General features: G+C 73.5%; 18 protein-coding genes. 10 read left to right on the plus strand and 8 right to left on the minus strand.

Translation table 11 applies throughout. The features are described 5' to 3' along the window. Nucleotides 1–49: 49 nt before the first annotated feature. Both aceB and ACFWEG_RS04660 read right to left on the minus strand, forming a co-directional pair. Nucleotides 50–1681, minus strand: a complete 1632-nt coding sequence (gene aceB, locus ACFWEG_RS04655; protein WP_387209150.1) for a malate synthase A — start codon at nt 1679–1681, stop codon at nt 50–52. Nucleotides 1682–1904: 223 nt separating this feature from the next. Continuing rightward, on the minus strand, nt 1905–2549 hold the full coding sequence (locus ACFWEG_RS04660; protein ID WP_387209152.1) for an NTP transferase domain-containing protein: 645 nt from the start codon (nt 2547–2549) through the stop codon (nt 1905–1907). A 289-nt stretch (nt 2550–2838) separates the two neighbouring features. On the opposite strand from ACFWEG_RS04660, the gene ACFWEG_RS04665 reads away from it, so the two are divergent. Beyond that, nucleotides 2839–3093, plus strand: coding sequence for a DUF5955 family protein (locus tag ACFWEG_RS04665; RefSeq protein ID WP_387209154.1), 255 nt, complete (start codon nt 2839–2841; stop codon nt 3091–3093). 46 nt (nt 3094–3139) lie between these two features. On the opposite strand, the gene ACFWEG_RS04670 is transcribed toward ACFWEG_RS04665, so the two are convergent. After that, complete coding sequence (locus ACFWEG_RS04670; protein WP_387209156.1) at nt 3140–3940, minus strand: IclR family transcriptional regulator; 801 nt, start codon at nt 3938–3940, stop codon at nt 3140–3142. Nucleotides 3941–4276: 336 nt separating this feature from the next. Between ACFWEG_RS04670 and allB the strand changes: the two genes are divergently transcribed. Then, on the plus strand, nt 4277–5623 hold the full coding sequence (gene allB, locus ACFWEG_RS04675) for an allantoinase AllB (RefSeq protein WP_387209158.1): 1347 nt from the start codon (nt 4277–4279) through the stop codon (nt 5621–5623). Between the two features lie 107 nt (nt 5624–5730). Here the strand turns inward: allB and ACFWEG_RS04680 are convergent, their stop codons facing one another. The 3 genes from ACFWEG_RS04680 to ACFWEG_RS04690 form a co-directional block, all read right to left on the minus strand. After that, nucleotides 5731–6987, minus strand: coding sequence for a sensor histidine kinase (locus tag ACFWEG_RS04680; protein ID WP_387209161.1), 1257 nt, complete (start codon nt 6985–6987; stop codon nt 5731–5733). A gap of 76 nt (nt 6988–7063) precedes the next feature. Beyond that, a complete protein-coding gene (locus tag ACFWEG_RS04685) occupies nt 7064–7975 on the minus strand; it encodes a DMT family transporter (protein WP_387209164.1) in 912 nt (303 codons plus the stop codon). A 96-nt stretch (nt 7976–8071) separates the two neighbouring features. Beyond that, nucleotides 8072–8692, minus strand: a complete 621-nt coding sequence (locus tag ACFWEG_RS04690) for a dihydrofolate reductase family protein (RefSeq protein ID WP_387209166.1) — start codon at nt 8690–8692, stop codon at nt 8072–8074. Nucleotides 8693–8847: 155 nt separating this feature from the next. On the opposite strand from ACFWEG_RS04690, the gene ACFWEG_RS04695 reads away from it, so the two are divergent. Next, complete coding sequence (locus ACFWEG_RS04695; protein ID WP_387209168.1) at nt 8848–9582, plus strand: SDR family oxidoreductase; 735 nt, start codon at nt 8848–8850, stop codon at nt 9580–9582. 4 nt (nt 9583–9586) lie between these two features. Here ACFWEG_RS04695 and ACFWEG_RS04700 read toward each other — a convergent pair whose 3' ends face one another. Further along, a complete protein-coding gene (locus ACFWEG_RS04700; protein WP_387209171.1) occupies nt 9587–10594 on the minus strand; it encodes a Gfo/Idh/MocA family oxidoreductase in 1008 nt (335 codons plus the stop codon). A 138-nt stretch (nt 10595–10732) separates the two neighbouring features. On the opposite strand from ACFWEG_RS04700, the gene ACFWEG_RS04705 reads away from it, so the two are divergent. The 6 genes from ACFWEG_RS04705 to ACFWEG_RS04730 all read left to right on the plus strand — a co-directional run bounded on the left by ACFWEG_RS04705 (nt 10733) and on the right by ACFWEG_RS04730 (nt 16381). After that, on the plus strand, nt 10733–11452 hold the full coding sequence (locus ACFWEG_RS04705) for a GntR family transcriptional regulator (RefSeq protein ID WP_387209265.1): 720 nt from the start codon (nt 10733–10735) through the stop codon (nt 11450–11452). Between the two features lie 144 nt (nt 11453–11596). Next, nucleotides 11597–12562 carry a sugar ABC transporter substrate-binding protein gene (locus ACFWEG_RS04710; RefSeq protein WP_387209267.1) on the plus strand — a complete coding sequence of 322 codons (966 nt, stop codon included), beginning with the start codon at nt 11597–11599 and terminating at the stop codon, nt 12560–12562. A 71-nt stretch (nt 12563–12633) separates the two neighbouring features. Beyond that, nucleotides 12634–13638 (plus strand): ABC transporter permease, encoded by a 1005-nt coding sequence (locus ACFWEG_RS04715; RefSeq protein WP_387209270.1) that lies wholly within the window; start codon nt 12634–12636, stop codon nt 13636–13638. After that, nucleotides 13635–14468, plus strand: a complete 834-nt coding sequence (locus tag ACFWEG_RS04720) for an ATP-binding cassette domain-containing protein (protein WP_387209173.1) — start codon at nt 13635–13637, stop codon at nt 14466–14468. Before ACFWEG_RS04715 ends, ACFWEG_RS04720 begins: the two co-directional genes overlap by 4 nt. 57 nt (nt 14469–14525) lie before the next feature. After that, nucleotides 14526–15797 (plus strand): ROK family glucokinase, encoded by a 1272-nt coding sequence (locus ACFWEG_RS04725; RefSeq protein ID WP_387209175.1) that lies wholly within the window; start codon nt 14526–14528, stop codon nt 15795–15797. Continuing rightward, on the plus strand, nt 15794–16381 hold the full coding sequence (locus tag ACFWEG_RS04730) for a sugar kinase (protein ID WP_387209177.1): 588 nt from the start codon (nt 15794–15796) through the stop codon (nt 16379–16381). The genes ACFWEG_RS04725 and ACFWEG_RS04730 overlap by 4 nt, the downstream gene beginning before the upstream one ends. 28 nt (nt 16382–16409) lie before the next feature. Here ACFWEG_RS04730 and ACFWEG_RS04735 read toward each other — a convergent pair whose 3' ends face one another. Then, complete coding sequence (locus tag ACFWEG_RS04735) at nt 16410–16736, minus strand: plasmid stabilization protein (RefSeq protein ID WP_387209179.1); 327 nt, start codon at nt 16734–16736, stop codon at nt 16410–16412. Between the two features lie 299 nt (nt 16737–17035). On the opposite strand from ACFWEG_RS04735, the gene ACFWEG_RS04740 reads away from it, so the two are divergent. Next, entirely contained in the window at nt 17036–17935 is a 900-nt protein-coding gene (locus ACFWEG_RS04740) for a bile acid:sodium symporter family protein (protein WP_387209181.1), read from the plus strand. Nucleotides 17936–17938 lie beyond the last annotated feature (3 nt).

A 17938-nucleotide genomic window follows, 5' to 3' on the forward strand; every position in this document is an offset into this window, starting at 1 on the left:
ACCCGGATCGGCTCCGGGTGCGGCGCGTCGGCCGTGCTGCGGCGTGCGGTCAGCCGCGCAGCTGCTCGTAGGCGGGCAGCGTCAGGAACGCGGCGTAGTCCTCGTCGAGCGAGACCTGGAGCAGCAGGTCGTGCGCCTGCTGCCAGGAGCCCGCCGCGTACGCCTCCTCGCCCAGCTCGGCGCGGATCGCGGCCAGCTCCTCGGCGGCGATCCGGCGGGCCAGCTCGGGGGTGGCCCGCTCGCCGTTCTCGAAGACCACGCCGGCGTTGATCCACTGCCAGATCTGCGAGCGGGAGATCTCGGCGGTGGCCGCGTCCTCCATGAGGTTGAAGATGGCCACTGCGCCCAGGCCGCGCAGCCAGGCCTCGATGTAGCGGATGCCGACCTGGACGGCCGAGACCAGGCCGTCGTAGGTGGGCTTGGCGTCCAGGGAGTCGATGGCGATCAGGTCATCGGCCGCCACCGACACGTCCTCGCGCAGCCGCTCCTTCTGGTTCGGCTTCTCGCCGAGCACGGCGTCGAAGGAGGCCATGGCGATCGGCACCAGGTCCGGGTGGGCCACCCAGGAGCCGTCGAAGCCGTCGCCGGCCTCGCGGTCCTTGTCCGCCTTGACCTTCTCGAAGGCCACCTTGTTCACCTCGGCGTCCTTGCGGGACGGGATGAACGCCGCCATGCCGCCGATCGCGTGCGCCCCGCGCCGGTGGCAGGTCCGCACCAGCAGCTCGGTGTAGGCGCGCATGAACGGGGCGGTCATGGTCACCGCGTTGCGGTCGGGCAGCACGAACTTCTGCCCGCCGTCGCGGAAGTTCTTCACGATGGAGAAGAGGTAGTCCCAGCGGCCCGCGTTCAGCCCGGAGGCGTGGTCGCGCAGCTCGTAGAGGATCTCCTCCATCTCGTACGCGGCCGTGATCGTCTCGATGAGGACGGTCGCCCGCACGCTGCCCCGGGGGATGCCCACGTGGTCCTGCGCGAAGACGAACACGTCGTTCCAGAGCCGCGCCTCCAGGTGCGACTCCGTCTTCGGCAGGTAGAAGTACGGGCCCTTGCCGAGGTCGAGCAGTCGCCGCGCGTTGTGGAAGAAGTACAGGCCGAAGTCGACCAGCGCGCCCGGGACCGGCTCGCCGTCCACCGTGAGGTGCCGCTCGGCGAGGTGCCAGCCGCGCGGGCGCATGACGACGGTCGCCAGCTCGGCGGCGTCCTTGAGCGCGTAGGACTTGCCGGTGCGCTCGTCGGTGAAGTCGATCCGGCGCTCGTAGGCGTCGATCAGGTTGAGCTGGCCGAGGACGACGTTCTCCCAGGTGGGGGCGGAGGCGTCCTCGAAGTCGGCCAGCCAGACCTTCGCGCCGGAGTTCAGCGCGTTGATCGTCATCTTGCGGTCGGTGGGGCCGGTGATCTCCACCCGGCGGTCGTCCAGCGCGGCCGGGGCCGGCGCGACCCGCCAGGAGTCGTCGGCGCGGATGTGCGCGGTGTCGGGGAGGAAGTCGAGCGACGAGGTGCGGGCGATCTCCGTGCGGCGCTCGTCCCGGCGGGCCAGCAGCTCGTCGCGGCGCGGGGTGAACTGCCGGTGCAGCTCAGCCACGAAGGCCAGGGCGGCGTCGGTCAGTACCTCGTCCTGCCGCGGCAGGGCCTCGGCGTCGACGACGACGCGGCCGGCGTTCGCGTGCGGCGCGGGTGCGGACATGAGCTGTCACTCCTTCAAGGGCGGCACGGGGTGCCCGGTACTCGGTCGGCTGGTTCCGGACGGGGTCGGCCCGAAGTCGCTCCCCGGCCGTCGATCGCTCTGAAAGTGGACAGTAGTTTCCTCATGGTGGAAGTTCAATGGTTTGTTGATGTCGAGATTCTCCGGCTCGACAGAACGTGGCGCTGAGTGCCACACCGGTCACCACGGATTCCCCGCGACCGGCTCACTCCAGCCGCCGCAGGTCCGCAGGGGTGTCGATGTCGTACTCCTCGGCCACGTCCGCGCACTCCACGAGCGCCACCGCCTCCGCGTGCCGCCTCAGGTACGCGCGTGCCCCGCGGTCGCCGGTCGCACTCGCCGCGATGCCCGCCCAGTGGTCCGCGCCGAACAGCACCGGGTGCCCGCGCTCCCCGTCGTACGCCGCCGCCGCCAGCGCCGCCGGGCCCGCCGCCGCCCCCGCGGTGCGCACCCGCGCGACCGCCGCGGGTCCGACGCCCGGCTGGTCGACGAGCGCCACCAGCGCGGCGCGCGCCCCCGAGCCGGGCAGTGCGGCGAGGCCCGCCCGCAGCGACGAGCCCATGCCCTCCTGCCAGTCCGGGTTGCCGACGAGCACGCAGTCCGCGAGCTCCGCCCGTGCCCGCACCTCGTCCGCCGCCGCGCCGAGGACCACGTACACCGGCGCGCAGCCGCCCTGCCGCAGGATGCGCACCGCGTGCTCCACCAGCGGGCGGCCGCGGTGGGTGAGCAGCGCCTTGGGCCGGCCGCCGAGCCGCCGGCCGCCGCCCGCGGCGAGCAGCAGGCCCGCGACCTCGCCCGACGGCCGGGCGGGACCCGAGGGCGGGGTGGGAGGGGTCATCGATTCGGTCATGCGCCTTGCATACCGCGCCGGCGGCGGGTTCTTCCAACGCGTGCGCGCTTACGAGCCGTTTCGCCGAACCGGACGATCGTCCACCGGTCGTTCCGCGCGTCGCGTTGGCCGAATTAGCGCTATGCAGTAGCGCGGTGGCGCAGGGTGGCGAAATACTGGCGAAGGATCCCCGGTGCGTGCGACCACCGCACCCAGGGGGGCCTTGCCGGCACAACGACGTGCGAGGGGAACGACATTGTTGCGTGGTGCGCAGATCAGGCGGGTGGCGGAGGGTGCCGACGACCCCAGGGTGGCGGAGCTGAGCGCGTCCGTGGCCCGGCTGCGGCGTGAACTGGCCCAGCATCCCGCCGAGTTCGTCGACCGGTCCATCGCCGAGGAGGAACTCGCCGGGCTCGCCGCGATGGTGGCGGGCGGGACCCCCGAGGTGCGCCGGATGCGCAGCTCGCTGCTCCTCGTCGCCGGGGCGATCGGCTCCGTCAGCGCCCTCGCCCGCTCCCTGGCCGAACTGCGCAACGCGATCGAACTCTTCGGCCCCGACCGCTGAGCCGCCCGCCTGCGCCGCGGGCGGTGTCCGCCCCCGCGTCGCCGGATCAGCCGCCCTGCTGGCCCGAACTGGCCAGTGCCTGCGAGAGCTCCGCCGCGATCCCCTTGAGCACCGGCACGATGCGCTCCGTCGCCTCCTCCGTCACCCGGCCCGCGGGGCCGGAGATGGAGACGGCGGCCGCGGTGGGGGAGTCCGGCACCGGGACGGCCAGGCAGCGGACGCCGATCTCCTGCTCGTTGTCGTCGACCGCGTAGCCGGTGCGGCGCACGAGGTCGAGCGCGTCGAGGAACGCGTCGGGGGTGGTGATCGTCTTCTCGGTGGCCGCCGGCATCCCGGTCCGGGCGAGCAGCGCGCGGACCTCCTCCGGCGGGGTGTGCGCGAGCAGCGCCTTGCCGACGCCGGTGGAGTGCGGCAGGACCCGCCGGCCGACCTCGGTGAACATCCGCATCGAGTGCTTGGACGGCACCTGGGCGACGTAGACGATCTCGTCGCCGTCGAGCAGCGCCATGTTCGCCGTCTCGCCGGTCTCCTCGACCAGCCGCGCCAGGTACGGCCGTGCCCAGGTCCCGAGCAGTCGCGCGGAGGACTCGCCGAGCCGGATCAGGCGCGGGCCGAGCGCGTACCGCCGGTTCGGCTGCTGGCGGACGTAGCCGCAGACCACCAGCGTCCGCATCAGCCGGTGGATGGTCGGCAGCGGCAGCCCGCTGCTCGCGGACAGCTCGCTCAGCCCGACCTCGCCGCCCGCGTCCGCCATGCGCTCCAGGAGGTCGAAGGCGCGCTCGAGCGACTGGACGCCGCCGCTGGCTCCGGCGGGCTTGGGGGCGTCGGTGGTGGGCGACGACGACACGGCGCGTTCCCTTCGGTGGAGTCCGGTCCCGGGCGTACGGGTGAGGCTGGGGTGCAGCCTACCGGGCGGCATCCGGCCGCACCCGTGATCGCGCCCGGCGTTCGGGCCGGTCAGGGCGGGTATGTCCGATCGGTCGGTGATCGCGGAGGCCGTTCGGCGGCTCCGGGTGGAGAGTCGTCCATTCTGCGAGACGGAATCCGGTTGTCGAATCGTGGAAACATCCAAGTGTGACACTCGGGCCGGCGGAGAGCCCTTGACGGTCGCCGGGGCGGCGGCGAGACTCCGACGCAGGATTCAACAAACCGTTGAAAGTCGACGCGGGCGAGAGGAGCAGACGTGCCGGAGGTCGAGCTGGTACTGCGGTCGAGGCGGGTCGTCACCCCGGAGGGCACCCGGCCGGCCGCGGTGACCGTCGCGGACGGGACGATCACGGCCGTGCTGCCGTACGACGCCGAGGTCCCGGCCGGGGCCCGCGTCGAGGACTTCGGCGACCAGGCGCTGCTGCCCGGCCTCGTCGACACCCACGTGCACGTCAACGACCCCGGCCGCACCCAGTGGGAGGGCTTCTGGACCGCCACCCGGGCCGCCGCGGCCGGCGGCATCACCACTCTCGTCGACATGCCGCTCAACTCCCTCCCGCCGACGACCACCGTCGACAACCTGCGCGTCAAGCAGCGGGTCGCCGCCGACAAGGCGCACATCGACGTCGGCTTCTGGGGCGGCGCGCTGCCCGGCAACACCGCCGACCTGCGGGCCCTGCACGACGCCGGAGTCTTCGGCTTCAAGTCCTTCCTCTCGCCGTCCGGCGTCGAGGAGTTCCCGCACCTGGCGGAGGCGAAGGACCTCGACGCGGTCCTCGCCGAGATCGCGGGCTTCGGTGGGCTGCTCATCGTCCACGCCGAGGACCCCCACCACCTGGACAGCGCGCCCCAGCAGGGCGGCCCCGCCTACGGGAACTTCCTCGCCTCGCGCCCCCGAGAGGCGGAGAACGCGGCGATCGCCCGGCTGATCGAGGCCGCCCGCCGGTACGACGCCCGGGTCCACGTCCTGCACCTGTCCTCCGCCGACGCGCTCCCGCTGATCGCCGATGCGCGGGCCGACGGCGTCCGGATCAGCGTCGAGTCCTGCCCGCACTTCCTCACCCTCACCGCGGAGGAGGTCCCCGACGGGGCGACGGAGTTCAAGTGCTGCCCGCCGATCCGGGAGTCCGCCAACCAGGACGTGCTGTGGGAGGGGCTCGCGAGCGGCCTGATCGACTGCGTCGTCTCCGACCACTCGCCCTGCACCGCCGACCTCAAGACCCCCGACTTCGCCGAGGCCTGGGGCGGCATCTCCTCCCTCCAGCTCGGCCTGCCCGCGATCTGGACCGAGGCGCGCCGCCGGGGCCACGGCCTCGACGACGTCGTCCGCTGGATGTCCGCCGCGCCCGCCGCGCTCGCCGGCCTGTCCTCGAAGGGCGCGATCGCCCCCGGCCGCGACGCCGACTTCGCCGTCCTCGCCCCCGACGACACCTTCACCGTCGACCCCGCCGCCCTCCACCACCGCAACCAGGTCACCGCGTACGCCGGCCGCACCCTCTCCGGCGTCGTCACCTCCACCTGGCTCCGCGGCACCCGCGTGTACGACGACGGCACCCTCACCGAGCCGTCGGGCCGCCTCCTCGAACGGCCCGCCGCGGGCTGAGCGGCGACCCCCCGGCGTGCCCGCCGTCCACGGCGTACTCCGCGCCCGTGCCCCCGGAAAAGGCCACGCAGCGGAGCCGCGCGTCGATGCGGCCGTGCTGTGCCCCCTCATGCCGCCCACGGCAGCCAGGCGTCCACGTGGAACCCGCCGCCGGGAGTCGGCCCGTGGTCCAGGCGGCCGCCGGCGAGGGCCGCGCGTTCGGTGAGGCCGATGAGGCCCTGCCCGGAGCCGGGGACGGGCGGGACGGGCCCGGGCGGGGCGGGATGGCCGACGTGGACGGTGAGGCCGTCCCCGGGCCCGCCCTCCACGCGGACCGAGACGTCCGCACCGGGCGCGTGCTTGCGCGCGTTGGTGAGCGCCTCCTGGGCGATCCGGTACGCGGTCCGGCCGATCGCGGCGGGCGCGGACGCCGGATCGGCGACGCGCAGGTCGAGGCGGATGCCCATCCCCGCCCCCACACTCTCCGCGACCAGGCCGGGCAGTGCGTCGAGGGTGGGCTGCGGCCGCCCCGACGCCTCGTCGCCGCCCCGGTCGTCGGTCCGCAGGACGCCGATGATCTCCCGCAGGTCCTGCAGCGCCTCGTGCGCGCTGTCCCGGATGACGCCGGCCGCCCGGGCGACCTCCTCCCGCGGCGCGTCCGGCCGGAACTCCAGCGCTCCGGCGTGGACGCTCAGCAGGGTCAGCCGGTGCGCGAGCACGTCGTGCATCTCGCGGGCGATGGCCTCCCGGGCCAGCCGCTGCGCGTTCTCGGCCCGCAGCGCCGCCTCCGCCTCGGCCCGCCGGGCCCGCTCGCGCAGCGAGAGCAGCAGCCTGCGCTGCGAGCGGACGAACATGCCCCAGCCGATGACCATCCCGTTGAGCAGCACGCTGATGACCGCGTTCACCGCGAACGGCATCGTGGGGTCCGGCCGCAGCCAGGCCACGAGCACGGCGGTGACGGTGAACAGTCCGCCGATCCAGAGCGTGTAGCGCGGCGGCCGGTGGACGACGACGGTGAACAGCGCGATCACGGCCGCCCCGCCCGCGCCGAGGGACAGCGGGCTGACCAGCGCCAGGACGACCGCGAGCGGGACCGGCCACCGCCTGCGCAGCCACAGGGCCGCGCAGGCCAGCGCCCCGACCACCTGGTCGACGAAGAGCAGCGCTTCGGGCAGCCCGTGCTGCTGCTCGGCGACCGAGAGCCCGACGAGTCCGATGAGGACCGCGAGGACGAAACAGAGGAAGTCGACGACCCAGTCCCGTACGGTGCGCCGCCTGCGTCGTCCGTCGGCCGCCGGCTCCTCGCTCAGCGCGGACGGCAGCAGCCACGGGTACGGGTACTCGCGTTCCTGCCGTCGGGGACGCCGTGCCTGGTCAGCCTTCATGGTCGCCCAATGTAGGCGGACCGGCGGCGGCCGGCCGCCTCCTCGGCGCCGACGCGCGACCGGAGTCGGCGGGGCCTCAGGCGGCGCGGCGGCCCCAGGTGGTGCCGGCCAGGACGAGCGCTCCGCCCAACAGGCCGACCACGCCCAGCCGTTCGCCGCCGATCGCGATCCCCGCCGCGGCCGCCCACAGGGGCTCGGTGCCGAGCAGCAGGCTGACCCGGGAGGGCGAGGTGCGGCGGACCGCCCACATCTGGACGAAGAACGCGAACAGCGTGCAGCACAGCGACAGGAACAGCAGCCCGGCCCACTCCCGCGCGGAGAACGCGGCCGCGACGGACCACGGGGGGTCGCCGGTGCCGGCGGCGGCCAGGACGGCGAACACGGCGACGGCCGTGCCCAGTTGGACGGTGGTGAGCGACAGGTCGTCCGCGCCCCGGATCGCGCGGGTGCGGGACATCGCGAGCACGTGGACCGTCCGCGCGACCGCCGCGAGGAGGATCAGCAGGTCGCCGGGCGAGGGGGCGGTGAACCCGCCGCCCTGGGTGAGGAGCACCACGCCGAGCACGGACAGTCCGGCCGCCGCGAGGAAGGCGGGCCGGGGCCGGACCCGGGTGACGGCGGCCTCCGCGAGCGGGGTGAGGATCATGGTGAGGCTGATGATCAGCCCGGCGTTGGTCGCGGAGGTGTGGACGACGCCGTACGTCTCCAGGACGAAGATCCCGCCGAGGACCAGCCCGAGCACCGCCGCCCCGCGCCACTGGTCGCGGCGCAGGGCCCGCAGGCCGCGCCACCCGGCCACCACGAGGACCGGCAGGATCACCGCGAACCGCAGGACGAGCACCCCGATCACCGTCTGCGCGGTGGTGATCTCCTTCGCGGCGAGGTAGCTCCCGCCCCACACCGCCGCGACGAGCAGCAGCGGCAGGTCGACGAGCCAGGCGGCGCGCGGAGTCGTGGACGGGGCGGCGGAGACGGCGGCCGAGGTCACGCGGGTCCCTCCCGGGAGGAGCGGCGGTGCGTCGACACCGTCGTCGCGCGGGAGCAGCGGTCACCGTAACCGGCCGTGCACGGCTGCGGCCAGGGCTTATTGCGCGTCGAGGGCGTAACTGCCGTACGTGGGGCGGCCCTCGAGGTCGTACGAGCCGATCACCACGCCCGTCGAGGTGGTCCGGGTGCCGGTGTGCCGGAACGCGCTCGGCAGCCCGCCCTCGGCGAACAGCCGCTTGCCGGTGCCGAGGACGACGGGGAAGGTCAGCAGGTGGAGGGTGTCGACGAGGTCGTGCGCGAGCAGCCATTGCGCGAACGTCCCGCTGCCGTGCACCTGGAGCTCGCGGCCGGGGCCCTCCTTCAGTGCGGTGATCTCCTTGACGGGATCGGCGCCGAGCACCTGGGTGCCGGACCAGGCGGGGTCGGTGAGCGTGGTGGAGGCGACATACTTCGGCAGCGCGTTGAGTTTGGCCGCGACGGGGTTGTCCGGGTCGGTGACCCGCGGCCAGTGCGCGGCGAAGAGGTCGTACGTGCGGCGGCCGAGGAGGAACGCGTCGGCCCGGGTGAACACCTCGGCCATGAACGCGGCGAAGTCCCCGTCGCCGTACGGCACCGACCAGCCGCCGTGCGTGAACCCGCCGCCGGTGTCCTCCTCGGGACCGCCGGGCGCCTGGTGGACGCCGTCGAGGGTGAGGAACTGCGTGAGCGTGAGCTTCATGGCGTGGCCCTTCGCCGGATCGGATGCGTGTCACAGGGGATGACCCGCCATCGGGCCGGAACTCATCGGTCGAACTCCAGGTCCGAATGCCGCCGGTGCCGGCGCGGGCGAACGGCTTTGCTCGAACTCTCGACGAATCCACCGGGAGGTACCGGATGAACAGCTCAAGGGTCGCCCTCGTCACCGGCGGCAGCCGCGGCATCGGCGCGGCGGTCGCGCTGCGGCTGGCGCGCGAGGGAGCGGACGTCGCCTTCACCTACGTCAGCGACGCGGAGGCCGCTCGGGAGGTCGCCGACAAGATCGAGGCGGCCGGGCGGCGGGCCCTGGCCCTGCGCGCGGACTCGGCCGACCCCTCGGAGGCCGTCGCCGCCGTGGACCGGACGGTCGCCGCGTTCGGACGGCTCGACGTCCTCGTCAACAACGTCGGCGTCGGCGTCCTCGGGCCGCTCGACGCGCTCACCACCGCGGACGTCGAGCGGGTGCTCGCCGTCAACGTGCGCGGCGTCTTCCTCACCACGCAGGCCGCCGCGAAGGCCCTGGGCCGCGGCGGGCGCATCGTGAGCATCGGCACCTGCATGACCCAGCGTGTGCCCGGCCCCGGCGGGACCCTCTACGCGCTGAGCAAGTCCGCGCTCATCGGCATGACGAAGGCCCTCGCGCGCGAGCTCGGCCCCGCGGGCGTCACCGCGAACATCGTGCACCCCGGGCCCGTCGACACCGCGATGAACCCGGCCGACGGCCCGTTCGCGCAGGCGCAGGCCGGGATGACGGCGGTCGGCCGGTTCGGCGTGCCGGACGAGGTCGCGGCGGTCGTCGCGTTCCTCGCTGGCGAGGAGGCGGCGTTCGTGACGGGCGCGGAATACGCGGTGGACGGCGGGCACGCGGCGTAGGCGTTCAGTCCATGTCCGCGATCTCCGCCAGCTCCACCCGCCGCCGCTCGCGGCGGGAGGTCTCGCAGGCCTCCGCGATGCGCAGCGCCTGCAAGGCCTCCCGGCCGTCGCAGGGGTTGTCGCGCTCGCCGCGGACGAGGTCGACGAAGGCGTGGAGCTCGGCCTCGTACGCGGGGGCGAAGCGTTCGAGGAAGCCGGGCCAGGGCTTGACGGCCGGGGGCGGGCCCTGGGGCTCGGTGGAGGAGATGGGGGTGCGGTCGTCGAGGCCGACGGAGACCTGGTCGCGCTCGCCGGCGAGCTCCATGCGGACGTCGTAGCCGGCCCCGTTGCAGCGGGTGGAGGTGGCGGTGGCGAGGACGCCGTCATCGAGGGTGAGGACGGCGGCGGCGGTGTCGACGTCGCCGTTCTCGCGGAAGACGGGCGGACCCGTGTCCGAGCCGGTGGCGTAGACCTCGCGGACCTCGCGGCCGGTGACCCAGCGCAGCATGTCGAAGTCGTGGACCAGGCAGTCGCGGTACAGGCCGCCGGAGAGGGGCACGTACGCGGCGGGCGGCGGCGCGGGGTCGGAGGTCATCGCGCGGACGGTGTGCAGCCGTCCGAGTGAGCCCTCGCGCACCAGCTCGCGCGCCCGGGTGTACCCGGCGTCGAAGCGGCGCATGAAACCGAGCTGGAGGAGGGTGCCGGCCGTCTCGACCTCGCGGACCGCGGCGAGCGTGCCGGGCAGGTCGACGGCGATCGGCTTCTCGCAGAAGACCGGCAGCCCGGCGCGCGCCGCGCGGCCGATCAGCTCGGCGTGCGAGGCGGTGGCCGCGGTGATGACCACGGCGTCCACGCCCCAGGCGAAGATCTCGTCGGGCGACGGGGCCGCCGTGACGTCGAGCCGGTCCGCGAGCGCCGTCGCCCGCGCGGGGTCCGCGTCCGCGACCAGCAGCGCGCCCACCTCCCGGTGCCGGCTGAGGACGGCCGCGTGGAACGCGCCGATGCGGCCCGTTCCGATCAGTCCGATGCGCATGGTCACAAGGTGGCTCCCGCGCGGGGCAGTGTCAATTGTCAGGACAACTCCCGGCGCCGGGGTTCCGGTCGTCGCCGGCCGCAACTACGCTCGCCGCGTGGTGATCCCGTGGTGAGCCCCGACGGCCTCCGGCTCGGCGTGGACCGCTCCAGTCCGGTCCCGCTGTACTACCAGCTGGCGCAGCAGCTGGAGCGGGCGGTCGAGCAGGGGGAGCTGCCGCCGGGGGAGCGGCTCGGCAACGAGATCGCCCTCGCCCACCGCCTCGGCCTGTCCCGCCCGACCGTCCGCCAGGCCATCCAGCTCCTCGTCGACAAGGGCCTGCTGGTCCGCCGCCGGGGCGTCGGCACCCAGGTCGTGCACAGCAGGGTGCGCCGCCCGCCGGCGCTCAGCAGCCTCTACGACGACCTGGAGGCGGCCGGCGGCCGGCCGGGCACCGAGGTGATCGGCAACCGCGTCGAGCCCGCGCCCGCCGAGGTCGCGGCCGCCCTCGGCGTCCCCGAGGGCGAGGACGTGCACCGGGTCGAGCGGCTGCGGCTCACCCACGGCGAGCCGGTCGCACTGCTCCGCAACCACCTCCCGCTCGGCCTGCTGCCGGTCCTCACCGCGCAGCTGGAGTCCACCGGCCTCTACCGCGCCATGCGCGGCCACGGCATCACCCTGCACAGCGCCCACCAGCGGATCGGCGCCCGCGCCGCCACCGCCGGGGAGGCCGCCCTGCTCACCGAGGCGCCCGGCGCCCCGCTGCTGACCATGGAACGCACCACGTACGACGACACCGGCCGGGCCGTCGAGCACGGCACCCACCTCTACCGCGCGGCACGGTACGCGTTCGATTTCCACCTGCTCGTCCGCCCCTAGCGGGCGCCCGCGTCGGTGCGTCACCCATACTGGGTCGGCACAAAAGACGCGTTACCAGCAAGGACACACGGAAAGGCACGCTTCGTGGCAACGGTTCGGAGAGGCGCAGGAGCGACCGGAGCGCTGCTCGCGGCGGTGGTGGGACTGACCCTCGCCGGATGCAGCAGCACCGGCGGCAAACGCGCCGAGGAGGCGCGCGCACAGGCCAGCGCGGCGGCCAACGAGAAGGGCGCGTCGACGGTCGACACGCCCCGCTGGAAGATCGCGATGGTCACCCACTCGGGCGACGGCGACACCTTCTGGGACATCGTGCAGAACGGTGCGAAGGAGGCCGCCTCGAAGGACAACGTCGAGTTCCTCTACTCGCACAGCGACGAGGGCCAGCAGCAGGCGCAGCTGGTGGACGCGGCCGTCGACCAGAAGGTCGACGGGCTGATCGTCACCCTCGCCAAGCCCGACGCCATGAAGGACGCGGTGGCCCGCGCCCGCAAGGCGGGCATCCCGGTGATCACCGTGAACTCCGGCTCCGAGCAGTCGAAGTCGTTCGGCGCGCTCAGCCACATCGGCCAGGACGAGTCCATCGCCGGCGAGGCGGTCGGCGAGGAGCTGAACAAGCGCGGGAAGAAGAGGGCGATCTGCGTCCTGCACGAGCAGGGCAACGTCGGCCACGAGCAGCGCTGCGAGGGGACGAAGAAGACCTTCGACGGCACCCTGCAGAACCTGTACGTCGACGGCACCAACATGCCCGACGTGCAGTCCGCCATCGAGGCCAAGCTCCAGTCGGACTCCGCCGTCGACGCCGTCGTGACCCTCGGCGCGCCGTTCGCCGCGACCGCCGTCAAGGCGAAGCAGGACGCCTCCAGCAAGGCGGAGATCGACACCTTCGACCTGAACGCGCAGGTCGCGCAGGGTCTGAAGGACGACTCGCTCGGGTTCGCCGTCGACCAGCAGCCCTACCTCCAGGGCTACCAGGCCGTCGACCTGCTGTGGCTCTACCGCTACAACGGCGACGTGCTCGGCGGCGGCCGGCCCGTCCTCACCGGGCCGCAGATCGTCACGAAGAAGGAAGCGGACGCGCTCGCCGAGTACACGAAGCGGGGGACCCGGTGACCTCGCAGACCGCAACGCCGCCCGCCGGCGGCGCGCACGTCCCCGAGCCGGGCCCGGACGCCGACGAGCGGCTGGTGCGGACCTCGCTGCCGCGCCGGCTGCTCGGCCGCCCGGAGCTCGGCTCGGTGGTCGGCGCGGTGGCCGTCTTCCTGTTCTTCGCCGTCGCCGCCGACAGCTTCCTGCAGGCCTCCAGCCTCTCCACCGTGCTGTACGCGGCCTCCACGATCGGCATCATGGCGGTCCCCGTCGCGCTGCTGATGATCGGCGGCGAGTTCGACCTGTCCGCGGGCGTCATGGTGACGTCCTCGGCGCTGGTGTCGTCGATGTTCAGCTACCAGATGACCGCGAACGTCTGGGTCGGCGTCGGGGTGTCGCTGCTGGTCACGCTCGCGATCGGCGCGTTCAACGGGCTCATGCTGACCCGCACGAAGCTGCCGAGCTTCATCATCACGCTCGGCACGTTCCTGATGCTGACGGGTCTCAACCTCGGCTTCACCAAGCTGATCAGCGGCACCGTCTCCACCAAGTCGATCTCCGACATGGAGGGCTTCCCCTCCGCGAAGGCGCTGTTCGCCTCCACGTTCCGGATCGGGGACGTCAACATCAAGGTGACGATCCTGTGGTGGATCGGCCTGGTCGCCGTCGCCACCTGGATCCTGCTCCGCACCCGGGCCGGCAACTGGATCTTCGCCGTCGGCGGCAACGCGGCCGCGGCGCGCGCGATCGGCGTCCCCGTCACCCGCACGAAGATCGGCCTCTACCTGGGCGTCTCCTTCGGCGCGTGGATCGCGGGCCAGCACCTGCTGTTCTCGTTCGACGTGGTCCAGTCCGGCGAGGGCGTCGGCAACGAGCTGATCTACATCATCGCGGCCGTCATCGGCGGCTGCCTGATCACCGGCGGCTACGGCTCCGCGATCGGCTCAGCCGTCGGCGCGTTCATCTTCGGCATGACGAGCAAGGGCATCGTCTACGCCCAGTGGAACCCCGACTGGTTCAAGTTCTTCCTCGGCGCGATGCTGCTCCTCGCGGTGCTCCTCAACGCCTGGGTCCGGAAGCGCGCGGAGGCGACGAAGTGACGACGACATCCGAGAAGCCGCCGCTGGTCGAGCTGGACGGCGTCGGCAAGCTCTACGGCAACATCCGGGCGCTCTCCGACGTCTCGCTCCAGGTGCACGCCGGGGAGATCACCTGCGTCCTCGGCGACAACGGGGCCGGCAAGTCCACCCTCATCAAGATCATCTCGGGGCTGCACGGCCACGACGGCGGCACCCTGCGCCTCGACGGCGAGGAGACGACGCTCGCCTCGCCGCGCGAGGCGCTCGCCCGGGGCATCGCCACCGTCTACCAGGACCTCGCCGTCGTCCCGCTGATGCCGGTCTGGCGGAACTTCTTCCTCGGCTCGGAGCCGGTGAAGGGCGCGGGCCCGTTCAAGCGCATGGACGTGGACCTCATGCGCCGCACCACCCGCGCGGAGATGCTCCGCATGGGCATCGACCTGCGCGACGTCGACCAGCCCATCGGCACGCTCTCCGGCGGCGAGCGCCAGTGCGTGGCGATCGCGCGCGCGGTGTACTTCGGCGCCAGGATCCTCGTCCTCGACGAGCCCACCGCCGCGCTCGGCGTCAAGCAGTCCGGCGTCGTCCTCAAGTACGTCGCCGCCGCGCGCGACGCCGGCCTCGGCGTGGTCCTCATCACCCACAACCCCCACCACGCGTACCTGGTCGGCGACCGCTTCGTCCTCCTGAAGCGCGGCGCGATGTCCGGCAACCACCTCAAGGCGGAGACGTCGCTGGACGAACTCACCCGCCAGATGGCGGGCGGCTCGGAGCTGGAGGAACTCAGCCACGAGCTGCGGCGCGACGACCCTCCGGGCGTCGGCGGGGGATCCAGCCGGGCCGGCGCCTGAGGCCACACCCGGCCGGAGGCCGGTGCCACGTCCGAACGTCAGGCAGAATCGAAACCGATGAGTACCTACCGTGACCTCACGCACCGCGGCTCCGCCCGGGCCACCGTCCTGCGGACCGTCGGCACCCGGGAACGGCGCTCGCACCTCACCGCGCCGCGGGTGCCGACCGTCGGGATCGACATCGGCGGGACGAAGGTCATGGCGGGCGTCGTCGACGCCGACGGCGTGATCCTGGAGCAGATCAAGACCGAGACGCCGGACAAGTCCAAGAGCGCCAAGGTCGTCGAGGACACCATCGCCGAGCTGGTCCTGGACCTCTCCGACCGGCACGACGTGCACGCGGTGGGGATCGGCGCGGCCGGCTGGGTCGACGCCGACCGCTCCACGGTCCTGTTCGCCCCCCACCTGGCCTGGCGCAACGAGCCGCTGCGCGACGCGCTGCAGTCGCGGCTCGCCGTCCCGGTGATGGTCGACAACGACGCCAACACCGCCGCCTGGGCGGAGTGGCGCTTCGGGGCCGGCCGCGGCGAGGACCACCTCGTGATGATCACCCTCGGCACCGGCATCGGCGGCGCGATCCTGGAGGACGGCCGGGTCAAGCGCGGCAAGTACGGGGTGGCCGGCGAGTTCGGCCACATGCAGGTCGTCCCCGGCGGTCACCGCTGCCCGTGCGGCAACCGCGGCTGCTGGGAGCAGTACAGCTCCGGCAACGCGCTCGTCCGGGAGGCGAAGGAGCTGGCCGTCGCCGACTCCCCGGTCGCGTACAACCTGATCGAGCGGGTCGGCGGGAACGTCCACGAGATCACCGGACCGCTGATCACCCAGCTCGCCCGCGAGGGCGACGCGATGTGCGTCGAGCTGTTCCAGGACATCGGCCAGTGGCTGGGCGTCGGCCTCGCGAACCTCGCCGCCGCCCTCGACCCGTCGTGCTTCGTAGTCGGCGGCGGGGTCAGCGCGGCGGACGACCTCCTCATCGGCCCGGCCCGCGACGCGTTCAAGCGGCACCTCACCGGCCGCGGCTACCGCCCCGAGGCGTCGATCGCCCGCGCCCAGCTCGGCCCCGAGGCCGGGATGGTCGGCGCCGCCGACCTCGCCCGGCTGGTCGCCCGCCGCTTCCGCCGCGCCAACCGCCGCCGCGTCGAGCGCTACGAGCGGTACGCGCGCTACTTCCAGGAGCTGCAGACCTCGACGGGCCTCGGCCTCGCCGAACGGCCGGGCGCGCTCGCCGAGCCCGGCACCGGGCCCGCCGACCGCCCCGAGTCCGACGCCGTACGCCCCGCCGCGTCCACCGACCCCGCCCCCGGCCCTGCCAAGGACCCCCAGTCGTGACCACCACCCTGAGCACCGAGCCCGCCACGCCGGACGACGAGCGCGACACCCGCCGCGAGCGCCGCCGCACGGTCCGCCGCCGGGCGATCACCCTGCTCGTCATCCTGCTGCTCGTCGGCGTGCCCGCGGGCTACCTGCTGATCTCCGCCGAGCAGAGCCGCGACAGCGGCCGCGACAAGGAGAGCAAGGTCGCCGTCAGCGGCCTCACCGAGGGCTGGCCGTCGAAGATGCAGCGCCGGGTCTTCGACCTGCCGATCCCGATCGGCGGCCGGTCCATGGACGTCGCCTTCTACCAGACGAGCAACTACCGCACGAGCCGCCTGTACGTGCAGTTCTCGACGACGCCCGAGGGCCTCGACGAGTTCATGACGGACGCCGGGACCGGTGTCGGCACGCTCAAGGCCGGCAAGGTCACCATCAGCCCGGCCGACGCCAAGGTCGTCGGCTGGGACTTCTCCGGCGGCGGCCCCTGGGACGGCGCCACCTTCAACCAGCCCGACCCCCAGCCGACCCTGACGATCACGGTCAACGAGGCGAACCCGGCCCGCCCCATGGTCTACGTGGTCTCCACCACCAACCCCTGAGCCGCCCGGGCGGGCCCGGCAGGACGGTTCAGCGGCCCAGGGCCTTCGCCAGCTGCTGCTTGTTCATCGACGAGCGGCCCTCGATCCCGCGCTTCTTCGCCTCGGCGTAGAGCTGGTCCCGGGTGGGACCCTGCGCGCCGCTGTGGCTGCGCTCGCCGCCGCGCTGGGAGGCGGACTTCGGGTCCTTCAGCGACGTCCGGCTCGCCTCCTTGGACTCGCCCGACCGGGCGCGCTCCTTGTTGACCGTCCGCGCGGCGATCTCCTCGGCCCGCTTCTCCGACGTGCCGCGCTTCTCGGCGCTCTCCTTGATGTGCTCGTACTGCCGCTCGCGCTTCGGGCTCGAACCTCGGGGCATGACGGGCTCCTCTCCGACCGGCCCGGTCCCTGCGACCGGGTCCGCTGTCCGACGACCATCCGGGTACCCACCGCCCCGCCGGCCTCACCCGGACCGGCCCGGGACGGGGTGCTCCCATCCGACGCGCGCCCCGGCACCCCGCGCGAGCGGACGGCGACCGAACGGATGAGACCGCGTCCTGCCCCCGGAGCCCCGGGCCCCCTGCCCCCGCCCGTCCGCTGCCCGCCGCGTAACCGCAGCGCTGTTCAATGCGGCCAGGGCGGCGAAGACCCCGCCCCCTCACCCCGGGGAAGTGAGCCATGAACTCCGTCCTGACCTCCGTCGGCCTGCCCGTCGCCCTCGGCGTCATCATGTTCGGCCTCGGCCTGTCGCTCACGACCGACGACTTCCGCGCCGTGCGCCGGCATCCGGGGGCCGTCCTGATCGCGCTCGCCTGCCAGACCCTGCTGCTGCCGCTGCTCTGCTTCGGCCTGGTCGTGGCCGTCGGCCTGCCGCCGCTCCTCGCGATCGGCATGATGCTGCTCGCCGCCTCGCCCGGCGGCTCCACGGCCAACCTCTTCAGCCACCTCTTCCGCGGCGACGTCGCCCTCAACATCACCCTGACCGCCGTCAACTCCGTCGTGGCGCTCGTCACGATGCCGCTGATCGCGAACCTGGCCGTCGGCTGGTTCGACGCCGGGGACGACGTCTCGCTGACCTACGCGAAGGTCGTCGAGGTCTTCGCCGTCGTGCTCGTGCCCGTCGTGCTCGGCATGGCGGTCAGGGCGGCGAACGCCGGATTCGCGGCGCGGATGGACCGCCCGGTGCGCATCGCCTCGGCGCTGCTGCTCGGGGTGATGGTCGTCGGCGTCCTGGCCTCGCAGCGCGAGAGCATCGCCGACCACGGGGCGCGGGTCGGCCTCACCGCCGCCGTGTTCTGCGTGCTGTCCGTCCTCCTCGGCTACTACCTGCCCCGCGCTCTCGGCGTCCGCGAGAGGCAGGCCGTCGCCTCCAGCTTCGAGATCGGCATCCACAACGCCACCCTCGCCATCTACGTCGCCGAGAACGCGCTCGGCAGCACGCTCGCCGCCGTCCCCGCCGCGCTCTACGGCACCCTCTCCTTCTTCGTAGCCGCCGCCTGGGGCACGCTCCTGGTCCGCGTCCTCCTCTCCCGCCCGGCCGCTCCCGCCGCCGCGCGCGAGCCCCAGCCGGCGCCGTAGGGA

This window comes from Streptomyces sp. NPDC060194 (assembly GCF_042728285.1).
Classification (GTDB): Bacteria; Actinomycetota; Actinomycetes; order Streptomycetales; family Streptomycetaceae; genus Streptomyces.